Annotated in this window: 15 protein-coding genes; 7 read left to right on the top strand and 8 right to left on the bottom strand. The window is 64.5% G+C overall.

Features of this window, described 5'->3' with window-relative positions:
- Positions 1-4 precede the first annotated feature (4 nt).
- The 6 genes from ACIPV6_RS05495 to ACIPV6_RS05520 all read left to right on the top strand — a co-directional run bounded on the left by ACIPV6_RS05495 (position 5) and on the right by ACIPV6_RS05520 (position 6,356).
- Positions 5-2,992, top strand: a complete 2,988-nt coding sequence (locus tag ACIPV6_RS05495; protein WP_400269902.1) for an FAD-binding and (Fe-S)-binding domain-containing protein — start codon at positions 5-7, stop codon at positions 2,990-2,992.
- 3 nt (positions 2,993-2,995) lie between these two features.
- Complete coding sequence (locus ACIPV6_RS05500; RefSeq protein ID WP_400269903.1) at positions 2,996-3,190, top strand: hypothetical protein; 195 nt, start codon at positions 2,996-2,998, stop codon at positions 3,188-3,190.
- 128 nt (positions 3,191-3,318) lie between these two features.
- On the top strand, positions 3,319-3,516 hold the full coding sequence (locus ACIPV6_RS05505; protein ID WP_144663148.1) for a hypothetical protein: 198 nt from the start codon (positions 3,319-3,321) through the stop codon (positions 3,514-3,516).
- 84 nt (positions 3,517-3,600) lie between these two features.
- Positions 3,601-4,062: a hypothetical protein gene (locus ACIPV6_RS05510; RefSeq protein WP_400269904.1), complete on the top strand. Its 462-nt coding sequence runs from the start codon at positions 3,601-3,603 to the stop codon at positions 4,060-4,062.
- Between the two features lie 35 nt (positions 4,063-4,097).
- Positions 4,098-4,763 (top strand): TetR/AcrR family transcriptional regulator, encoded by a 666-nt coding sequence (locus tag ACIPV6_RS05515; protein ID WP_400269905.1) that lies wholly within the window; start codon positions 4,098-4,100, stop codon positions 4,761-4,763.
- A 102-nt stretch (positions 4,764-4,865) separates the two neighbouring features.
- Positions 4,866-6,356: an APC family permease gene (locus ACIPV6_RS05520; RefSeq protein WP_400269906.1), complete on the top strand. Its 1,491-nt coding sequence runs from the start codon at positions 4,866-4,868 to the stop codon at positions 6,354-6,356.
- Between the two features lie 66 nt (positions 6,357-6,422).
- On the opposite strand, the gene ACIPV6_RS05525 is transcribed toward ACIPV6_RS05520, so the two are convergent.
- From ACIPV6_RS05525 to ACIPV6_RS05535, 3 genes are all read right to left on the bottom strand, one after another.
- Positions 6,423-6,776 carry a hypothetical protein gene (locus ACIPV6_RS05525; protein ID WP_400269907.1) on the bottom strand — a complete coding sequence of 118 codons (354 nt, stop codon included), beginning with the start codon at positions 6,774-6,776 and terminating at the stop codon, positions 6,423-6,425.
- A 241-nt stretch (positions 6,777-7,017) separates the two neighbouring features.
- Positions 7,018-7,500, bottom strand: a complete 483-nt coding sequence (locus ACIPV6_RS05530; RefSeq protein ID WP_400269908.1) for a hypothetical protein — start codon at positions 7,498-7,500, stop codon at positions 7,018-7,020.
- Positions 7,501-7,612: 112 nt separating this feature from the next.
- Positions 7,613-8,563 carry an A/G-specific adenine glycosylase gene (locus ACIPV6_RS05535; RefSeq protein WP_400269909.1) on the bottom strand — a complete coding sequence of 317 codons (951 nt, stop codon included), beginning with the start codon at positions 8,561-8,563 and terminating at the stop codon, positions 7,613-7,615.
- A 126-nt stretch (positions 8,564-8,689) separates the two neighbouring features.
- Here ACIPV6_RS05535 and ACIPV6_RS05540 point away from each other — a divergent pair, with 126 nt between their 5' ends.
- Positions 8,690-9,358, top strand: coding sequence for a hypothetical protein (locus tag ACIPV6_RS05540; protein ID WP_400269910.1), 669 nt, complete (start codon positions 8,690-8,692; stop codon positions 9,356-9,358).
- Positions 9,359-9,413: 55 nt separating this feature from the next.
- Here the strand turns inward: ACIPV6_RS05540 and disA are convergent, their stop codons facing one another.
- The 5 genes from disA to ACIPV6_RS05565 all read right to left on the bottom strand — a co-directional run bounded on the left by disA (position 9,414) and on the right by ACIPV6_RS05565 (position 14,944).
- Positions 9,414-10,490, bottom strand: a complete 1,077-nt coding sequence (gene disA / locus ACIPV6_RS05545) for a DNA integrity scanning diadenylate cyclase DisA (RefSeq protein ID WP_400269911.1) — start codon at positions 10,488-10,490, stop codon at positions 9,414-9,416.
- A 216-nt stretch (positions 10,491-10,706) separates the two neighbouring features.
- On the bottom strand, positions 10,707-11,330 hold the full coding sequence (locus ACIPV6_RS05550) for a Pr6Pr family membrane protein (protein WP_400269912.1): 624 nt from the start codon (positions 11,328-11,330) through the stop codon (positions 10,707-10,709).
- Between the two features lie 54 nt (positions 11,331-11,384).
- Positions 11,385-12,758, bottom strand: a complete 1,374-nt coding sequence (radA, locus tag ACIPV6_RS05555; RefSeq protein WP_400269913.1) for a DNA repair protein RadA — start codon at positions 12,756-12,758, stop codon at positions 11,385-11,387.
- 90 nt (positions 12,759-12,848) lie between these two features.
- A complete protein-coding gene (locus ACIPV6_RS05560; RefSeq protein WP_400269914.1) occupies positions 12,849-14,111 on the bottom strand; it encodes a choice-of-anchor P family protein in 1,263 nt (420 codons plus the stop codon).
- Between the two features lie 125 nt (positions 14,112-14,236).
- Positions 14,237-14,944, bottom strand: a complete 708-nt coding sequence (locus ACIPV6_RS05565) for a phosphatase PAP2 family protein (RefSeq protein ID WP_400269915.1) — start codon at positions 14,942-14,944, stop codon at positions 14,237-14,239.
- Positions 14,945-15,018: the final 74 nt, after the last annotated feature.

The raw sequence follows: 15,018 nt of genomic DNA on the forward strand, positions 1-15,018 counted from the left end.
CAACATGCCCCATAGTGACGACGGAGACACGAAAGTAGAGCAGTTGCTTGCCGCCCTGCGCGGGCAAGGCATCGAGGTGGATGACTCCCCGCGACGGCTCTCCGAGTACTCCTACGATGCTTCCAACTACCGTGTCCGGCCCGCCGCCGTCGCCTTCCCCGCGAGCGTCAAGGACGTCAGGAAGGTGTTGCGTGCCTGTTCCACGCTAGGCGTCCCGGTTACCGCGCGTGGCGGCGGAACGTCCATGGCGGGCAACGCAATCGGCCAGTCCTTGGTGATCGACCTTTCGCGCCGCTTGACCAGCATTGAAACTCTCGACGGCGGTGCGGCGGCGGTCTGGGCGGACGCCGGCGTCGTCCTCGGCGAACTGCGCTCCTACGTCGAGAAGGCGAGCGGCGGGGAGTTGACCTTCGCCCCGGATCCTTCGTCCATGACCCGGGCCACCATTGGCGGCTCCATCGGCAACGACGCCTGCGGAAACCACTCGGTGGCCTACGGGCGAATGACCCAGCATGTGCAGGAAGTAGAACTGGTTACGGCAGACGGAGCCCACCTGCATGCGGGACGCGACTTCCTCCGGGCCGTGGACGCGGGTGACCAGCACTCCGTTGCCCGGGCCGCGGAACTGTTGGCGGCCCTGAAGGAGTTGGCCCAAGCCAACCTGGCCCCGCTCCGGGTTGAGCTGGGAAATATTCCCCGGCAGGTCTCCGGGTACCACTTGGGACACCTCCTGCCCGAGAACGGCCTGGATGTGGCGGCTGCCCTGGCAGGCAGCGAAGGAACGTGCGCCCTGGTGGTCCGGGCCAAAGTGGGATTGGTGCCCAAGCCCCGGACCACGGCGCTCCTGTGCCTCGGCTACGCGAACACAGTCGATTCGGCCCGTGATGTGATGACCATCCTTGCGGCCAAGCCAAGCGCCATCGAGGGCCTGGACGCCTCGATTGTGGACATCATGCGCCACCGCCGGGGTGCCGCCAGCGTGGACTCCCTCCCGCAGGGCAAGGCGTTCCTGATGGTCGAGTTCCCGGCGGACACCATGGAACAAGCCGCCGCCGACTGTGACCAGCTGCTGGAGAAACTCAAAGCTGACGGCCGCGTGGTGGACCACGCGATCGTCACCGAGCCGGCAGAACGGGCCAAACTGTGGCGGGTCCGCGAAGACGGCGCGGGGCTTTCCTCACGCAGGATCGACGGTGTCCAGACATGGCCCGGCTGGGAGGATTCCGCTGTCGCTCCCGAGCGCTTGGCGGACTACCTCGCGGAACTGCTGCCCCTCGTGGAGAAGTACGGCTACACCGCCTTCATGTACGGGCATTTTGGTGCGGGCTGCGTGCACATGCGCCTGGACTACGACCTCCGAAGCGGTACTGGCCGGGAGTCCTTTGAGAACTTCACCCGCGAAGCAGCGGCCCTCGTGGTGGCCCACGGCGGCTCGCTTTCGGGGGAACACGGGGACGGCCGGGCACGCAGCGAACTGCTGGACGTGATGTATTCGCCCGCCATGGTGGGCATCTTCAGGGCGTTCAAACACCTCTGGGATCCTGCCGGAATCCTGAACCCGGGAATCATCGTGGATCCCGAGCCCTTCGCTGCCTCCCTGGCTCTTGAGGGCGTGCCCCTGCCGGGCCCGGCGCACGGTGAGCCGGTCGCGGTGGCGGGTGCCGCCGTCGTGCCTTCCTCCGGAAACCGCAGCCTGCTCCCGGTGGCGGGTGCCGCCGTCGCGCCTTCCTCCGGAAACCGGAGCCTGCTCCCGGTGGCGAGCCCGTTCGTCGGCAACACCCACGCGTGCATCGGTGTTGGGCGCTGCAGGGCAACGACTGGTGGTTTCATGTGTCCCAGCTACCGCGCCACGAAGGACGAGAAGGACTCGACGCGGGGCCGGGCGAGGGTCCTGCAGGAACTTACCCGGACCAAAGGCACAAGCCACGGCGGCTGGTCCAGTCCGGAGGTCAGGGAAGCACTGGATCTCTGCCTTTCCTGCAAGGCCTGCTCGGCTGACTGCCCCACGGGGGTGGATATCGCGGAGGCCAAGTCGGAGCTGGTGGACGAGCACTACCGCGGCAAGATCCGGCCCTTCACCCACTATTCGATCGGTTGGCTGCCGCGGTGGCTGCCGCTGTTGACGCGTATCGCACCCGTCGCCAACGCGGGGACCGGCTTCGGTCCCTTCCGTTGGGTGGGCGAAAAGTTGGGCGTCAGCGCACGACGGCGGCTCCCGGATTTCGCGCCGTCGGCTCGCATACGGCGGCGGGTCCGGGAAGCCCAGTTCGCGGACAACGCGGACATTCTCCTGTTCATTGACAGCTTCACCCGAGCCTTCCGTCCCGAGGTGGTCCCCGCCGCAGCCCGGGTGCTGCGCGACTCTGGTCGTTCTGTAGGGTGCACGCCGGACGCCTGCTGCGGACTGACGTGGATTTCCACCGGTCAGCGCGACGGTGCCCGGCGCCGCTTGGCCAGGTTGATCAGCAGGCTCGACGACGGCACGAACCGGGACATTGTGGTGCTGGAGCCCAGCTGCGCGGCGGCCATCCGCGACGAGGGGCCCAAGATGGTGGGCGGAGCGGCTGCCGCGCGCGTGGCCTCCCGGGTCCGCTCGTTCTCCGTGGCCATCGACGAAGCGATCAAGCGTGGCTGGAAGCCGTCCGCGGTTCCGCCCGAAACCGCTGTCCTGCAAACCCACTGCCACGAACACGCAATCTTCGGGTCAGGTGCCCAGAAACGGGTCCTGGAGGCGTGGGGAGTGCCGAACGTCGTGGAATCGTCGTCGTGCTGTGGAGTGGCCGGAAACTTTGGCTTTGAGGCGGAGCACTTCGACATGTCCATGAAGGTGGCCGAGCATTCCATGGTGCCGGCGCTGGACAGCGGTGACGGGCTCGTGCTCACCGACGGGTTCAGCTGTGCCATGCAGGTCTCGCAGATTGACCCCGATCGCTCCAGCAAGCACATGGCGATTGCCTTGGACCCGCTGAGTGCCCGATGGACGGAGGACTAAGTGGTGTACGTCGGCATTTTTCTCATCCTCGTAGCGGCCGGATTGCGCTTGGCGGGCGGGCATTTCGCGGGATCGTCCCGTGAAGCCCGGGCCACGGCCAGCTTTCGGGGCGTCCATGCGGTTCCCCTGGGAGCCGCGGCCTTCCTGGTTGCTGCGAGCGGTGTTTTCATCGTCGCTGCGGGCATCAGCCTTGGCTGAATTCGGCCGATGCAGACCGCGTTTGGAGGGTGTCCCAACCGTGTCCCAAACTGACACGGTTGGGCCGGGACGCCGGGACGGATGCTGGAAGTAGCCCAATAACCCACCTATTTTGAGAGTTGATCTCGATGATGAACAAGAAGCTCGCACACGGACGGCACGTCGAGTGGCTGCGGGCATCGGCACACTTCAACGAAACCGATCTCGGCGAACGGACCGACCTTCAACTGAAGCGCTCCGGGAAACTCGTTCACCGTCTCCTTCAGGACATGGCAGAAGGCCGCGACACCAGCGACGCCTCGCCCTGGCCAACGCCTGGGTCCTGACACCCATAATCTGCGGTCCGTAGCGCTTGTTCCCTGGCACTGTGTTCAGGCGCTGCGGCCGCTTCTTCATTCCAGGAGGCAGAGATGGCCAGGCATGAATCCGGAGGGATGGCAGCCGCGTCCCCGGCAGGCTTGGCGCCGGGGGATGACCCGCCTTCAACCCTCGTCATTCCCGTCGACTTCGGCGGTTCGGCGGGGCCGGACCTGGCGACGGCGTGCCTGCTTCTGGACATGCCACCGCGAACGTTGATCAGGCGCCTTTGCCGTTCCAAGCACACGGTCAGGTGGTTTTCGGCCCCTGCGGCCTCCGCCCTGATCGAAGTGCCGTGGGGGAGCGACTGGCACCAGATGGGCTATGCGGGGAGGCGCGTCAAGACAGTGCCCCAGGGTTCCCTCACGCTCTCGGCCCTTGGCGTCACCCTCACAAGCTGCGATGGATACACGGACGAGCTCGTAGTGGGCCGGGTAGGGAAGCGTTTTGCCGACTGCCTCATTGGGCGGGGCGACTCGGTGTGGCTGCGGTCTTCTCAAGCTAACGACTGTTAGTTAGACTCATTCTGTTACCACCCTTTGAGGATGAAATGAGTCCATCTCCGCGTGAGCAGGCGAACGCTGCTGTCCAGGAGTTCCTGTCGAAACGTGACTGGTCGTCGCAGACGCCCGCCCGGAAACGGATTCTTCTGGCTTTCCTTCGGCTGGCTGCCACGAACGGTTACAACTCGGTGAGCATGCGTACGCTCGGCCGCGAGTTGGGACTCAAAGCGCCGAGCCTCTACTCGACTTTTCCCCAGGGCAAGGACCAGATTGTGGCGGAGTCGCTCCTTTGGTTTACCCATGGATTCGCCCGCGAGCTTCTGGAAGCCGTTCAGCACATTCCCTGCGCGGGTGACGCTTGGGCGGCCCTTGTCCGCTTCCATGTGGTCCAGCAGGTGAGCAGGCCCGAGGCGGAGCTCTGGAACCTGCTGGTTGCCTCGGACAGGGTGGCGGGTTTCCTGGGGGAAGGCCTGCGTCATGAGTTGTCCCTTTGGCAGAGCCTGCACGAGCAGATGTATGCGGCCGCGGCGGAGGAGACGGGGCTGGCGGTATCCCACCAAACCATCCAGGCCATTTTCACGCTGCTTGACGGCGCTGCCCACTGGTCCGCCTGGGACGGCACGGCTGCCCAGCTGGAAAGCCTGGCGGACCACGGGGTGGCCTTGTCCCGTTCCCTGCTCGAAGTCAGTACCGGAAGCCGCGTCGGTACGTAGCCGGCGCTGTCCCAACATGGCGCTGTCCCAACATGGCACACAGCCCCTCCCCAACCCGTCGCTACTGTGATGTGGAACTCAATATTCAGTGATGAGGATTACATGAATAACACCACCCTTGACGCACCAAAGGTGTCGCGTCGCACCCAGGAGAACCGGCTTAGCGGCAACATGGGAGTCGGAGAGCTCGTGATGAACGTGCTCGCCTTCTCCTCACCCTTGGCAACGGTAGCGGGAACCCTTCCGGTCCTGCTGATGTTCAGTGGGCAGACAGCGCCGGCCATCTACCTGCTGGTCACGCTCATGCTGCTGATCTTCTCCGTGGGATTCGTCAAGATGAGCCGCAGCGTCCAAGGCCCTGGTGGCTTCTACTCCTTTGTCACCGCAGGGCTCGGCAAGCCCGCCGGACTGGGAGGTGCCTTCCTTGCGCTGTTCGGCTATATTGCCTTCCTTGCGCTGTTCGGCTATATTTTCATCGGCTTCTTCGCGCCGTCCTTCTTTGGTGTGACGCTCCAGGGCTTCGTGGTCAACACCCTGGGCGGGCCTGACATCCCCTGGTATTGGTACGCGCTGGCCATTACGGCTGTCACTACGCTGCTGGCCTACAACCGCATTGATCTTTCGGCCAAGCTGCTGACCATTGTCATGCTGCTGGAAGTGGCGGTGATCGTTGTGTTCGATGTGGTGTCCTTCGCCACCAACGGACTGGAAGCAGTGCAGGGCGCAGGACTTGCGCTGCCGTCGATTACCGACGCAACGCTGGGCCTGGCACTCCTTTTCGCAGTAGGCAACTTCTTCGGTTTCGAGGCAACCGTGATCTACCGGGACGAGGTCAAGAACCCGGACAAGACCATCTCCCGGGCCACCTATCTGGCCGTCGTGGGCATCGGCATCTTCTACGCAGTGGCAGCGTGGGCCTTCATCGCATTCTTTGGTGCGGACAAAATCCAGGCCGAGGCCTCGAGTAACACCGTGAACCTCTTCAATGACGCGCTCGTGGGCCTCGTGGGACGAATCTTCGCGGACGTCGCCGTCATCCTGCTCATCACGTCAGTCCTGGCCTGCATGCTGTCCATCCAGAACATCGCCGTCAGGTACAGCTTTGCGCTTGCCTCGGACCACGCTCTTCCCCGGTTACTGGGCCGGGTCCACCCGAAGCACAAGTCGCCGTACGTCTCGGCATTGGCCGTGGGCCTCGTGTGGGCGGCCGCAATCGTGGTGTTCACGGTCCTCGGCGTTGCCCCTGAGGTGCTCTATCCGATCGCCAGCGGCAGCGGAACCTTCGCTGTGCTGCTCCTGATGTTCATCACGAGCTTCGCCGTCCTGGTCTACTTCATCCGCCACCGTGGCTTCGCGCCGGAATCGGTGTGGAAGACCATCGTCGCACCCATCATCAGTGTTTTGTTCCTTGGAGCCATCACGTACCTGGCCATCGCCAACTACCCCGAACTGATCGGCGGTTCGGCAGTCCTGACCCTCATCTTCATGACGTTCACCTTCGCGCTTTTCTTCGGCGGCATCGTCTATGCCTTCTTCCTGCGGACCAAGCGCCCCGACATCTACGCCCGCCTGGGCCGCCAGCGGATCGACTGAGCCGGAACGGGCGGCCATGGGGCACAGGGCCGCCCGTTCCACCGGGGTCCTCAAGACACCGAAAAACTACGAGTTGCCCAACGGCCTGCACCCCTCCGCCAGCACTTCCACTGGCTTGGCCACCGGCTTCTGCAAGGCATCGAGATGCACACGGTAGGACACAACGCGGGACCCCGTGGAGCATTCACAAATGTAGACGTAGGGCATCCAGGTATTTCCGAAGAGGGCGCGCATCCACGCCTCGCACTCAGCCCGCGGGAGTGTTGCCGGCAAGCCGCTCTCTTCGTGGTGGGCTGCGAGGGACAAAGTAATACAACTGCCCTTTGGTGCCGGTCCGGCGGTAAACCACCCAAACTCGGCAGACTCGGCCACCAGGGTCAGTTTGATGGTGTGGTCTTCCATGGCTGGTGTGGGACCCATCCGGTGTTGCCTTCGCCCGGGATTCAACTGACCCGACCCGGAGGTCAACATGGCCAGGAAGCCCCGCAGCTCCGGGCCGTGGGTTCGTTGGATTCTGGCGGTCAACTCCATTGCCGCCACCCGTTGTTTGGAGTGCACATCGACAGAACTCTCCGAAACGTGCACGACGCCTCCCCTACGTTCATCACCCGGGCACACGTGAGATTACCCGCAGGAAGATTAATTAGCCATAGCAATGCAACTATTCCTGGCGCAAACCTTCCGCGTCCAAAACCAGGCTGGCCGTGATGAACCTCTGGCATTGCTCGTCGAACGGATAACTGCCCTTGGGCGTGAAGGTCAGGGTCCGTACGGGCAGAGCAGTGCCCGATGGCGAAGTCCCGGTCATGGTGGCGTCCATGGGAGTCTCGGACAGTGCGGGCAATTCCAGGAGCCCACGGACTGTCCCGTCAAAAGTGGGCGTCGCCGAGCACACCCCTGCCTCGTTGCATCCCTGGTCGACCGCCACCGTACCCGGGTACAACGCCAGGTCGCCCTCATGGCACGCACTGTCCTGGCACACCTTGAGATGCAGGGTGCCGACGGACGATGAATACGAGCCCGCCACCGTCACAGATACCCCCGTCACCTGTCCCACCGCCGGACACGCGACGGGCCCAAGAGAGCAGCCGCCAAGCAACACAGCTCCGCCGGCAATGGCCAAGGCAACCCCAATTTTCCCCATGGCTTCAGCCTAGGTCCAGGGGGAGTCTGGGGCAGTTCAGGCCGCTCCAATGGCCCTGCATCGTTACACTGGGGAGGCGTCCGATGCGGAACCGCAATCGGCCCCGGCCGCCCTACGCGGGAAGCCGGAGGCCGCCGTCGTGCATTTCCGCCAAGCCGTCCCGCAGCAGTCCGTCCAAGGCCCGCTCCAGCTGTTCCGGCGCCGAATTGAGGCGGTGAAGCGCAGCCAGCGGTATCCCGACACCCGACGGCGCGAACCCGAGGTCCGCGGGCGCCTGCTCGAACATGTCCCGGGGCACCGGCGAGGCCGCTTCGCGCAGCACCGCCATCACGGCCCCGCGCACCTGCCTGTCGGTGCCGTGCCATGCCTGGCCCTTGGGAACGTACGACGGCGGCGGCTCACCCGCGGCGAGCCAGGCGCAGCTTTCGCGGACGGGACAGTCAGCGCACTTGGGGCTGCGTGCCGTGCAAACCATGGCACCGAGTTCCATGACGGAGGCGTTCCAGCGAACCGAGAGCTTGCGGTCCTCGGGGAGGAGGGCGTCGGCCATGCGCATTTCGGCGGCCGTGAGCGTGGGGGCCGGCAGGGCGTGGCCGGAAATGAGCCGGGCGTGCACGCGCCGGATGTTGGTATCCACCACGGTCTCGCGTCGGCCAAAAGCAAAAGCGGCGACGGCGGCGGCCGTGTAATTGCCGACGCCCGGCAGGTCCAACAACTTGGGATAGTTGTCCGGCACCTCGCCGCCGTGGTCATCCCGGATGGCGACAGCGGCCGCGTGCAGCCTGAGGGCCCGGCGCGGGTATCCCAGCCTGCCCCAATGCCGGACGGCTTCGCCCGAGGGCTCTCGGGCCAGATGCGACGGTGTGGGCCAGCGCTCCATCCAATCGAGCCACACGGGAAGGACCCGGACCACGGGCGTTTGTTGGAGCATGACTTCGCTGACCAGGATCCCCCACGGGCTGCAGTCCGGTTCGCGCCACGGAAGGTCGCGGGCGGTCCGGGCAAACCACAGGTCCAAAGCCTCGTGGAGCTGCGTCAGTTCATCGGTGTCTGGGAGTGCCATGCTGCCTCTACTCTAGTGGAATCCGAGGCGCGCCCAGGCTTTGCACGTGCCCATGGTGGACGTCACATTGCCGGCTGGCGGCGTGGTGGTGGGGTGCATGGAGGGCGCGCCACCTAGCCTAGAAACATGGCCACCCAGGGTAAGCAGCAGACGTCCGCGCGCTCAGCCGCGCCGACGCGAAAGCGACGCCCGAGCCCTGCCGTGTACCGCCGTCGTCGCCTGGTGGTGCTCATCGGCTTGCTGGTAGTGATCGCCCTCATGGTGGCCGGTATCTCCGCGATCAGCCGGGCGCTCGCGGGCGGTACCGAGCCGGAGCCCGTGAATACCCCGGTTGCAACCACCGCTCCAACACAGGCAAGCACCCCCTCCGCAGGGGCAGCAACGCCATCGGCCTCGCCCACTCCGGTGTGCGACTTCAACCTCATGACCGTCGCGGCCAAAACGGACAAACCCGCTTACGCCGCCGAAGAGCTTCCGATGCTCACCATGACCATCACCAACGGCGGATCGGCGCCGTGCGAGGTGAACGTGGGCACTTCACAAATGGAGTACCTGATCATGAGCGGCGCGGACCGGATTTTCTCCTCCAAGGACTGCCAGACCGGTGGCGTGGACCTCATCCAGACCATCCAGCCCGGAAAGAGCGAGACCGCCAACTTCCCGTGGCAGCGCAACCGCACTTTGGAAGGCTGCGGCGCCATCACTGCCAAGCCGGGTGCCGGCGGCGCGTATTACACGTTCGAGGCGCGGCTGGGTAACAAGGCGAGCCCGAAGGCCGTCTTCCAGCTGAACTAGCGCGGCTTGAGCGTGACGTACGACGGCGGCAATCGCCTTAACAGCGGCAGTTGCCTTAGAGGAAGCGGTCCAGGAGGCTGGCTTCTGCCATCCGGCTGAGCCCCTCGCGGACCGTACGGGCGCGCTGGTCGCCGATGCCGTCCACCGTCATGAGATCGTCGATGGTTGCCGCCATGAGGTTCTGGAGTCCGCCGAAGTAGTCCACCAGACGGTCGGACACTGCCTTCGGGACGGATTTGAGCCCGGACAAGAGGCGGTAACCGCGCGGCTGGACTACTGCGTCCAGTTGTTCCACGCCACCGGCAAAGCCGATGATGTGGGCAATCTTGCTGAGGTCGATCAGCTCTGTGGGACCCAGGTTCAGCAGGGCCTGGACGGCCTCTTCGATCTCCTCAGGTGTGGCGTCCGGGTCCGAGTAGTCGCGGATGATGACGTCGCTGCCCGGACCGCGTCCCGTGGTGAGTTCCTCAAGCTGCAGCGACAGCAGGCGGCCATCCTCGCCAAGTTCCAGGACGTACTGGGCGATTTCCTCCGAGATGCGGCGGACCATTTCCTGCCGCTGCAAGGTCACGGCAACATCCCTGACGGTGACCAGCGCCTCGATTTCCAGAGCCGAGAGCGAGCTGGTGACTTGGTCCAGCCTTGCACTGTACCGTTCCAGGGTTGCGAGGGCCTGGTTTGCGCGGGCCAGCACCTTCTCGGAGCCTTCCAGCACATGGCGGAGGCCGTTCACGTAAAGGGCGATGATCTGCATGGACTGGCTCACCGAGATCACCGGAACACCGGTCTGGATGGCCACCCGTTCGGCCGTGCGGTGACGGGTGCCGGATTCCTGGGTTTCGATGCTTGAATCCGGAACCAGCTGGACCGCGGCCTTGATGATGTTGCTGGCGTCCTTGTCGCAGACGATGGCGCCGTCCATCTTGGCCAGCTCGCGAAGGCGCGTGGGGGAGAACTCGATGCCGATCTCGAAACCACCCGAACAGATGGAGTCGATGGTGCGGTCCGAGCCCAGCACGATCAGTGCGCCGGTGCGGCCACGAAGGATCCGTTCCAGTCCGTCACGCAACGGAGTTCCGGGCGCGACTCTGGCCAGAGTCGCCTTGAGCGATTCTTCCGGGCTCCGGGCCATGGGGTTTCCCTTCGAAGGTGCAAGCCTCGGCTCACAGACAAGCTGAATCCGGCATCGGGAGGCACCCGTGAAAATGCCCTGATGACGACAAGCACCATGATATGGCTTCCGAGCACCGTTAACCGCACCAGCAAGCCCCAAAGTGGGCCATTTTGTTATGTTCAGAGTGGCCCAGGAAATGCTCTTGGACAGCATGGTGTGCTGGCGGCTTTCGGCCTAGTAATCCACTTGGCGCTTCAGCTTGTTCCCCAGCCACAGCATCGCGAGGCTCACAATGAGGAAGCCCACGGCGATGGCAATCGCATAGACCACCACGCCACCCCATCCACCGGCGCGGTCCGGGTTGATGAACCAGTACGGATACCAGTTCACGATCGATCCCCGGACAAGGCTGTAGACCAGGTACGCAATGGGATAGATCAGCCAGTACGGGATGTGCCGGAGTTCCAGCTTTGCCCGGGGCGGCTGGAAGAGCCAGTCGGCCACCATCACCACGGGCATCAGGTAGTGCACCACGAAGTTGACCCACGGCACCATGGAGCCCAGGTCCTCGCCGGCCAGCAGGGCGCCGAAGACAATACCGACCACGGCCATGGCGATCGTCGCCGTTCCGCGGCTGACGTCGTCCGCCTCACTGGGCCGTTTCCGGATCAGCACCCGGTAACCGCTGATCAGCAGGACGACGGCAGCGAAGATGTTGGACAGGTTGGTGAAATAGCTGAAAAAGTTTCCGACGTCGTAACCCAGCCCTATGTGGACCACCAGTTGCGTCGCCACGGCAACCAGGGTCAGAAGGCCAAAGAAAAAGCGTCCCCCGATAAGCACAGTTCTCTTGGTCATGGGTCTCATCCTTGCCCACGCCGGTGCCGACGGGGATTCGACACCCCGCATCGGCTACGTGATGAGCAGCTCCAATGCTTCCGCCAGATGCCCTACTTCGCGGACCGAGAAGCCATCAGGGATCACCCCGGCACCCGCCGGACTAGCCGGAACAATCGCGTGGGTGAAGCCCAGGCGGTGGGCCTCCTGGATCCGTTGGTTGATCCCCGGGACAGGACGCACCTCGCCGGCCAGGCCAACCTCGCCAAAAGCAATGAGCCGCTGGGGGAGTGCCTTCCGGGACTTGGCGGAAGCGACGGCCAACGCTACGGCAAGGTCCGTGGCCGGTTCAGTGAGCTTAACGCCGCCAACGGTGGCAACGTAGGAGTCGTCCTTATGGAGCATGCAGCCGGCCCGTTGTTGCAGGACGGCGAGGAGCATGGCCACTCTGGAACTCTCAAGGCCACTGGTGGCACGCCGAGGCTGCGCATTCGCGCTTTCTGCCAGGAGGGACTGCACCTCGGCCAGCAGCGGCCGGCGGCCCTCCATGGTCACCGTGATGCAGGTGCCCGAGACGGGTTCGCGCGTCCGCGACACGAAGAGCCCGCTGGGATCGGCAAGGCCTTCGATGCCGGCCTCGTTCAGGTCGAAGCATCCGACGTCGTCCGTGGCGCCGTAGCGGTTCTTGACGGCGCGGAGCAGCCTCAACCGGGAATGGCGCTCGCCTTCGAATTGGCACACCACATCAACCAAGTGCTCCAGCAGGCGCGGACCGGCGATGGTCCCCTCCTTGGTCACGTGGCCCACCAGCAGCGTGGTCATGTTGCGCCGTTTGGCAGCAGCAATGATGGAAGCCGCCACCTCGCGGACCTGCGATACTCCGCCGGCGCTGCCCTCGACGTCCGCACTGCTAAGTGTTTGCACGGAGTCCACGATCAGGAGCTTCGGTTCGAGTTTCTCCACCTGCCCCAGTGCCTGGCCGAGGTCTGTTTCGGCCGACAGATACAGGGTGTGGGCGACGGCGTCGATCCGCTCAGCGCGCAGCTTCACCTGCGCCGCCGACTCCTCGCCCGTGACGTACAGGACGTCCTGCCCGGTGCGGGCGAACTTCGCGGCTACATCCAGCAGGAGCGTGGACTTCCCGACACCGGGTTCCCCGGCAAGAAGGATCACGGCACCCGGGACGAGCCCGCCACCCAGGACCCGGTCCAGTTCGTCCACCCCGGTGGGCAGGAAGGCCGCCGTCGTCCCATCCACTTCGGCTATGCGGCGGGCAGGCTCCAAAACGGTGGCAGCCGCCGTCGTCCGGGCAACCGTGGCACCGTACTCCTCAACGGTTCCCCACGCCTGGCACTCGCCGCAACGACCCACCCATTTGATGGCGGTCCAGCCGCATTCGGCACATTTGTACGCAGGGGTCTTGGAAGCGCGGGAGGTCTTTGAAGCCATGGATCCAAGGTTAGTGCGGAGCACTGACAGAATAGGACGGCCCGCCAACCCCGAAGGGCTGACGGGCCGTCCTGTTCCAGCCTGGAATGCTTACTGGACGACGCCCGTGCTCGAGTAACCAATCTGGATCCTCGAGCCCGTTGGCAGCGAGCCAATCGGCTGGCTGATGACTACATCAATCATGGTGACGATGATGCTGGTGGACGACTTGCTGACCTTGTGCAGGGTGACCGTGCCCAAACCTGCCACATTGACCACCGTGTTCGGTGCAACCGATGCATTGATGGCCGGCAAGCCCGCAACCCTCAGGTTGGTGAACGTGGACGTATCAGTCAACGTCACCGTTGTACCCGTCGCCGTCCTGGTTGCGCTGGTCTCCGCCTTGATGCCGTCGGCCTGGATTGCCCCATTGAGGAGGTTGAGCCCCGCAATCGTATTGGTGACCGTGACCTTTGGCTGTGGTGTCAGGACCCCGGTGGTTGCCGTTGAAGAAGCCCCGGCAGTTGCCAGCCCAAGGATGTTGGTGGAAGCCAGGTTGGCATTGTTCGTTCCGCCACCGCACTTGGCGTAGGCCAGGGCCGTGGGGTTGGACCCCAGCAAACCATTGGCCAGGACAGCCCGCGTGCTGAAGCCCGTTCCGGCCAGGTAACCGGTCTGTGCCGGACCCAGGCCCGCGGTGCTGACGCCGACGCGGATGTCCGTTCCCACCTTGATCCCGGCGAGTCCTGTCTTGAGGATTTCAACCCGCAGCGCCGTAGTCGTGACGATGTAGCCGCCGGTGACGGCTCGTTTCTCCTGGCCGTTGAGGGTCACCTTGCCCACCGATCCCACCAGCGGAACGTTCAGGTCGAGGACCGTGTTGGGTGCCGGATTGGCGCTGACCGGAAGGCCCAGGACCTTGAGGTTGGCGATGGTTGTGGCATTGGTGCCAGTGAAAGCACCACTGGTGTTCTTGTCAGCGGAGCTGGCCGAGGTGATTGTCCCCGCGGTGATGAGTCCGCCAAGCAGGTTGGTGCCGGCGACAGTTGACTGCGCTTCGATGCGTTTTCCTGTGGCGGTCAACAGGGTTTTCACGCTCGTGGACGCGGCGCCGACAGTTCCCACGGCGGGAAGGTTCAATCCTGCGGCTGTGGCGGTGGAAGTCCTTCCGGTAGCACCCGTGCAGCTGACGCCCGAATTCGCTGTTGGACCCGAAGTCAGCGTTTTGTCTGCGTTGAAAATGTAGGAACCGTAAGCCGAACCGGAGAACCCGGTGGCTACTTGTGCTGGTGTTGTGGCGGCTGCGGCCGGCGCTATGGGCCCGGCAAGTGCAACAGCCAAAGCACCCGTTAAAGCAAGCAAGGAACGTTTCATGTATGTCTCCCCAGATGATTACATGCGAACCCGTGATTGTGCTCACGATGATGCATAGGCTACCGAGTAGTTGCCCTCGCAACAATAAGAATGGGAGAGGAATTTAGGCGGCCCAGCGGCCAATGCTAGGCGGACCTTCCGTGCCTCGCCGAGTCCACGAAAACCGCCAGGCCCAGCACGCCCAACGCCACCCCAAGCGACGCCACCACGTCCGTGAGCCAGTGGTACCCCAGGTAGAGCCGGCTGTAGGCGACCACCAGCGTGAGGAGGGCGGCGCCGGCGTAGGCGAGCACCGCCGTCGTACGCGTACCGGAACGCGAGACGAGCAAATAGGCGAGGACCGACGCGAAAACCGCGGCCCCGAGCGTGTGGCCGGAGGGGAAGGACAGGGCGTCGTCGGGACCCAGGAGGAAGTCCGACGACGGCGGGCGGGAGCGCGAGACGTCCAACTTGATGACAGTGGCCAACACCACCGAGAGGACCATGGCTCCCATCAGCACCGCGGGGCGCCAGAGTTCGCGCTTCCAGACGGCCCACGCGATGGCAACCATGCCGCCAACAACCGACATCACGGTGGGCGAGGTGACCCCGGAAACCGCGCCAAGGAAGGCGGTGGAAAGGGGGCTGCGGGAGTCCACCACGAACGTGTGGACGGCCCCGTCAAGGGTTGCCAGGCCACTGGAGGACAGGACGGCGGCGAACATCAGCCAGAACACCACGTCCCCGGCAACGAACAGCGATCCGGCCCACAGGAACAGCAGCCGCTGGCGCAACCGCAAGGCTGGCGCCGGCCTGAAGCGCAGGGAGGGGCGCACTGGGGTAGCAGGAAGCATCGGCCCATTATCCCCGGACCGTCTGGGCCTTCGCTGTGAGGACCCGCGAGATGGCATTTAATGCCAATGTTTGG

Source organism: Paenarthrobacter sp. NPDC089988, assembly GCF_044748465.1.
Taxonomy (GTDB): domain Bacteria; phylum Actinomycetota; class Actinomycetes; order Actinomycetales; family Micrococcaceae; genus Arthrobacter.

Coding starts and splice junctions, on each gene's coding strand:
- radA (WP_400269913.1), bottom strand. CDS start 12,758: ATGGCTTCAAAGACCTCCCGCGCTTCCAAGACCCCTGCGTACAAATGT.
- ACIPV6_RS05540 (WP_400269910.1), top strand. CDS start 8,690: ATGGCCACCCAGGGTAAGCAGCAGACGTCCGCGCGCTCAGCCGCGCCG.
- ACIPV6_RS05515 (WP_400269905.1), top strand. CDS start 4,098: ATGAGTCCATCTCCGCGTGAGCAGGCGAACGCTGCTGTCCAGGAGTTC.
- ACIPV6_RS05505 (WP_144663148.1), top strand. CDS start 3,319: ATGATGAACAAGAAGCTCGCACACGGACGGCACGTCGAGTGGCTGCGG.
- ACIPV6_RS05495 (WP_400269902.1), top strand. CDS start 5: ATGCCCCATAGTGACGACGGAGACACGAAAGTAGAGCAGTTGCTTGCC.
- ACIPV6_RS05535 (WP_400269909.1), bottom strand. CDS start 8,563: ATGGCACTCCCAGACACCGATGAACTGACGCAGCTCCACGAGGCTTTG.
- ACIPV6_RS05525 (WP_400269907.1), bottom strand. CDS start 6,776: ATGGGTCCCACACCAGCCATGGAAGACCACACCATCAAACTGACCCTG.
- ACIPV6_RS05530 (WP_400269908.1), bottom strand. CDS start 7,500: ATGGGGAAAATTGGGGTTGCCTTGGCCATTGCCGGCGGAGCTGTGTTG.
- ACIPV6_RS05565 (WP_400269915.1), bottom strand. CDS start 14,944: ATGCTTCCTGCTACCCCAGTGCGCCCCTCCCTGCGCTTCAGGCCGGCG.
- ACIPV6_RS05510 (WP_400269904.1), top strand. CDS start 3,601: ATGGCCAGGCATGAATCCGGAGGGATGGCAGCCGCGTCCCCGGCAGGC.
- disA (WP_400269911.1), bottom strand. CDS start 10,490: ATGGCCCGGAGCCCGGAAGAATCGCTCAAGGCGACTCTGGCCAGAGTC.
- ACIPV6_RS05550 (WP_400269912.1), bottom strand. CDS start 11,330: ATGACCAAGAGAACTGTGCTTATCGGGGGACGCTTTTTCTTTGGCCTT.
- ACIPV6_RS05560 (WP_400269914.1), bottom strand. CDS start 14,111: ATGAAACGTTCCTTGCTTGCTTTAACGGGTGCTTTGGCTGTTGCACTT.
- ACIPV6_RS05520 (WP_400269906.1), top strand. CDS start 4,866: ATGAATAACACCACCCTTGACGCACCAAAGGTGTCGCGTCGCACCCAG.